The 2,693-nt window shown below is 68.7% G+C and carries 3 protein-coding genes, 1 rRNA gene and 1 pseudogene; all 5 read left to right on the top strand.

The annotated features are described in order from the left end of the window. A 5S ribosomal RNA gene (rrf, locus tag CCN72_RS15410) occupies positions 1–106 on the top strand; the annotation flags it as partial. A gap of 118 nt (positions 107–224) precedes the next feature. Next, positions 225–1,037: a DUF3050 domain-containing protein gene (locus CCN72_RS15405; RefSeq protein WP_244174238.1), complete on the top strand. Its 813-nt coding sequence runs from the start codon at positions 225–227 to the stop codon at positions 1,035–1,037. A 9-nt stretch (positions 1,038–1,046) separates the two neighbouring features. After that, positions 1,047–1,691 carry an HAD family hydrolase gene (locus CCN72_RS15400; RefSeq protein ID WP_086808004.1) on the top strand — a complete coding sequence of 215 codons (645 nt, stop codon included), beginning with the start codon at positions 1,047–1,049 and terminating at the stop codon, positions 1,689–1,691. 105 nt (positions 1,692–1,796) lie between these two features. Further along, positions 1,797–2,543, top strand: a complete 747-nt coding sequence (locus CCN72_RS15395) for a VC0807 family protein (protein ID WP_086808003.1) — start codon at positions 1,797–1,799, stop codon at positions 2,541–2,543. Positions 2,544–2,566: 23 nt separating this feature from the next. Then, positions 2,567–2,693, top strand: a pseudogene (locus tag CCN72_RS40565) (MFS transporter); the annotation flags it as partial.

Below are 2,693 nucleotides of genomic sequence, written 5' to 3'. Positions count from 1 at the left end.
TAGCGTTAGGGAAACGCCCGGTTACATTCCGAACCCGGAAGCTAAGCCTTTCAGCGCCGATGGTACTGCAGGGGGGACCCTGTGGGAGAGTAGGACGCCGCCGAACAATTTTTAGGGGAACCCCCGCACCATTGGTGCGGGGGTTTTCTGCGTTCCCGGACAATTTCAGAGGCAATATCCGGGACACGCAGTGTCCTCGGAAGAGTTCGGCACGTTATCAGCCCATGACGATGTCCCGTTATAAGTCCTCCGTCGAGCACCCCGGTGTCCTCGCGCTCAAAGAGCACATCGCGGCCGTCCGCACCGAGGTCACCGGTCACCCCCTCTACACGAGCTTCCGCAGCCGCCGGGACGTCGCGGTGTTCATGGAGCACCACGCCTTCGCCGTATGGGACTTCATGTCCTTGCTGAAGAGCCTCCAGCGGCAGCTGACCTGCACCAGCGTGCCGTGGGTGCCGCAGGGCCCGGTCGCCTCCCGCCGGCTGATCAACGAGATCACCCTGGTCGAGGAGAGCGACGAACTGGGCGAGGGATTCATCTCCCACTTCGAGCTGTACCGGGCCGCGATGGACGACGTCGGCGCCGACCCCGGACCGCTGGACGCCTTCCTCGACCTGATCCGCTCCGGCACCCCCGTCCCCAAGGCCCTCATGGCCGCGGAAGCACCGCTCCCGGTACGGGACTTCGTCGGTGCCACCTGGAACGTCATCGAGACCGCCCCGGTGCACGTCCAGGCCGCGGTGTTCGCCTTCGGACGCGAGGACCTGATCCCGGAGATGTTCGAACAGGTCGTCCGCATCGACGACCGCGACGGAAGCCTCGCCAAGTTCAAGAACTACCTCCACCGGCACATCGAGGTCGACGCCGACGAGCACACCCCCATGGCCATGCGCATGCTGGTCGACCTCTGCGGCGACGACAGCCGGAAATGGGAGCAGTGCACCCACGCGGTCCGCGAGGCGCTGGGCGACCGGGCCCGGTTCTGGGACGCCATCCTGCGGCAGCTCCGCGAAGGAGCCCTGGCCACCGGCTCTTAGGCTGGGGTCATGCGCTATGACCTGATCATCTTCGACAACGACGGCGTCCTGGTGGACAGCGAGCCGATCTCCAACCGTCACCTGGCGGCCTACCTCACCGAGCTGGGGATCGAGACGTCGTACGAGGACTCCCTGCGCGACTACATGGGCTCGGCGATGCACCGGGTGCACGATCTCGTCCTGGAGCGCACCGGACAGCGGCTGCCCGCCGACTTCGACGATGTCTTCCACGCGCGGGTCTTCGCCGCGTTCGAGCGGGAGTTGGGGCCCGTGCCGGGCGCCGCCGAGGTGCTGGAGAAGCTGGCCGCGGACGGGGTGCCGTACTGCGTGGCCTCCTCCGGTAGCCATCAGCGGATCAGGGTGGGGCACCGCACCACCGGGCTCGACCGGTGGTTCCGGGAGGAGCGGATCTTCAGTTCGCAGGACGTCGGCAAGGGCAAGCCCGCGCCCGACCTCTTCCTGTACGCGGCCGAGCGGATGGGCGTCGCCCCCGGCCGGTGCGCGGTCGTGGAGGACTCACCGCTGGGCGTCCAGGCGGCCGTGGCGGCCGGGATGGACGTGTACGGGTTCACCGCGATGACCCCGGCCGAGCGGCTCGCCGGAGCCACCCAACTGTTCGCGGACATGGGGGAGTTGCCCGACCTGCTGAAATGACCCGCGGTATGACCCGTGCCATCCGCCGGTGCCTGACATCTGTCATGCCGTCGTCCGGACGAACGTTTCTACCGGCGCACCCCCGCCGGACGGGAAGCTGAGGGCATGACGAAGAACACGGGGAACCACAGCCGGAACACGCAGCAGAACCCGAGCATGCTGGACAACCTCCGGCCGCTCATCATCGATGTGGCCGTGCCCATCGGGGCGTACTACGTCCTCAAGGACGGCCTCGGCACGAGCACCGTCGCGGCGCTCGCCTGGAGCAGTGTGGTCCCGGCGGTGCGCACCGTGTGGGGCCTGGTCCGCGAGCGCCGGGCCAACGCGCTGGCCTGCCTGATCCTGGTGGTCAACCTCGTCTCCCTGCTGGTGAGCACGCTCGCCGGGGACCCGCGGCTGATGCTCGCCAAGGACGGCGCGGTCAGCAGCACCGTCGGCATCGGCATCCTGCTCTCGGTCCGGCTCGGCCGGCCGATGATGACCACCGCGGTGATGCCCTTCCTGGTCAAGGGGGACGCGGTCAAGGAGGCCGCCTGGCAGCGGCTGACCGGCGGCACCTCGGTGCGGTCCGCGGACTTCCGGCGGCGGGAGCGGCTGTTCTCCCTCGTCTGGGGCGTGGCCCTGCTCGCCGAGTGCGTCGCCCGGGTCGTCGGCGCCTACACCGTCCCCGTGGACACCATGGTCTGGCTCGGCACCGTCGTCCTGATCGCCACGATGGTGGTCGCCTTCCGGGTCAGCGGGGTGCTGGCCGCGGGCCCGATGGAGCGGCTGCTGGAGGCGGAGGCCGCCGCCGGGACCGCCACCGTCGAAGCTGAAGGAAATTCACCTTTGGCGATGTCTACCCACAAGTAAGCCGGGGCCCTACGCTCGCCGCCATGACTGAACTGCTGCGGCGAGGCAGGGCCTCTTTGGCGTTCGCCTTCTTCGCCCAGGGCGCCGCCTTCGCCCTGCTGGTGACGCGCATCCCCGCCATCCAGGACCGGTACGGCATCTCCGATGCCC

The sequence above is a fragment of the Streptomyces murinus genome, from assembly GCF_002154555.1.
GTDB classification, from domain to species: Bacteria; Actinomycetota; Actinomycetes; order Streptomycetales; family Streptomycetaceae; genus Streptomyces; species Streptomyces murinus.
This window is presented reverse-complemented; position numbering and strand designations above follow the sequence as displayed.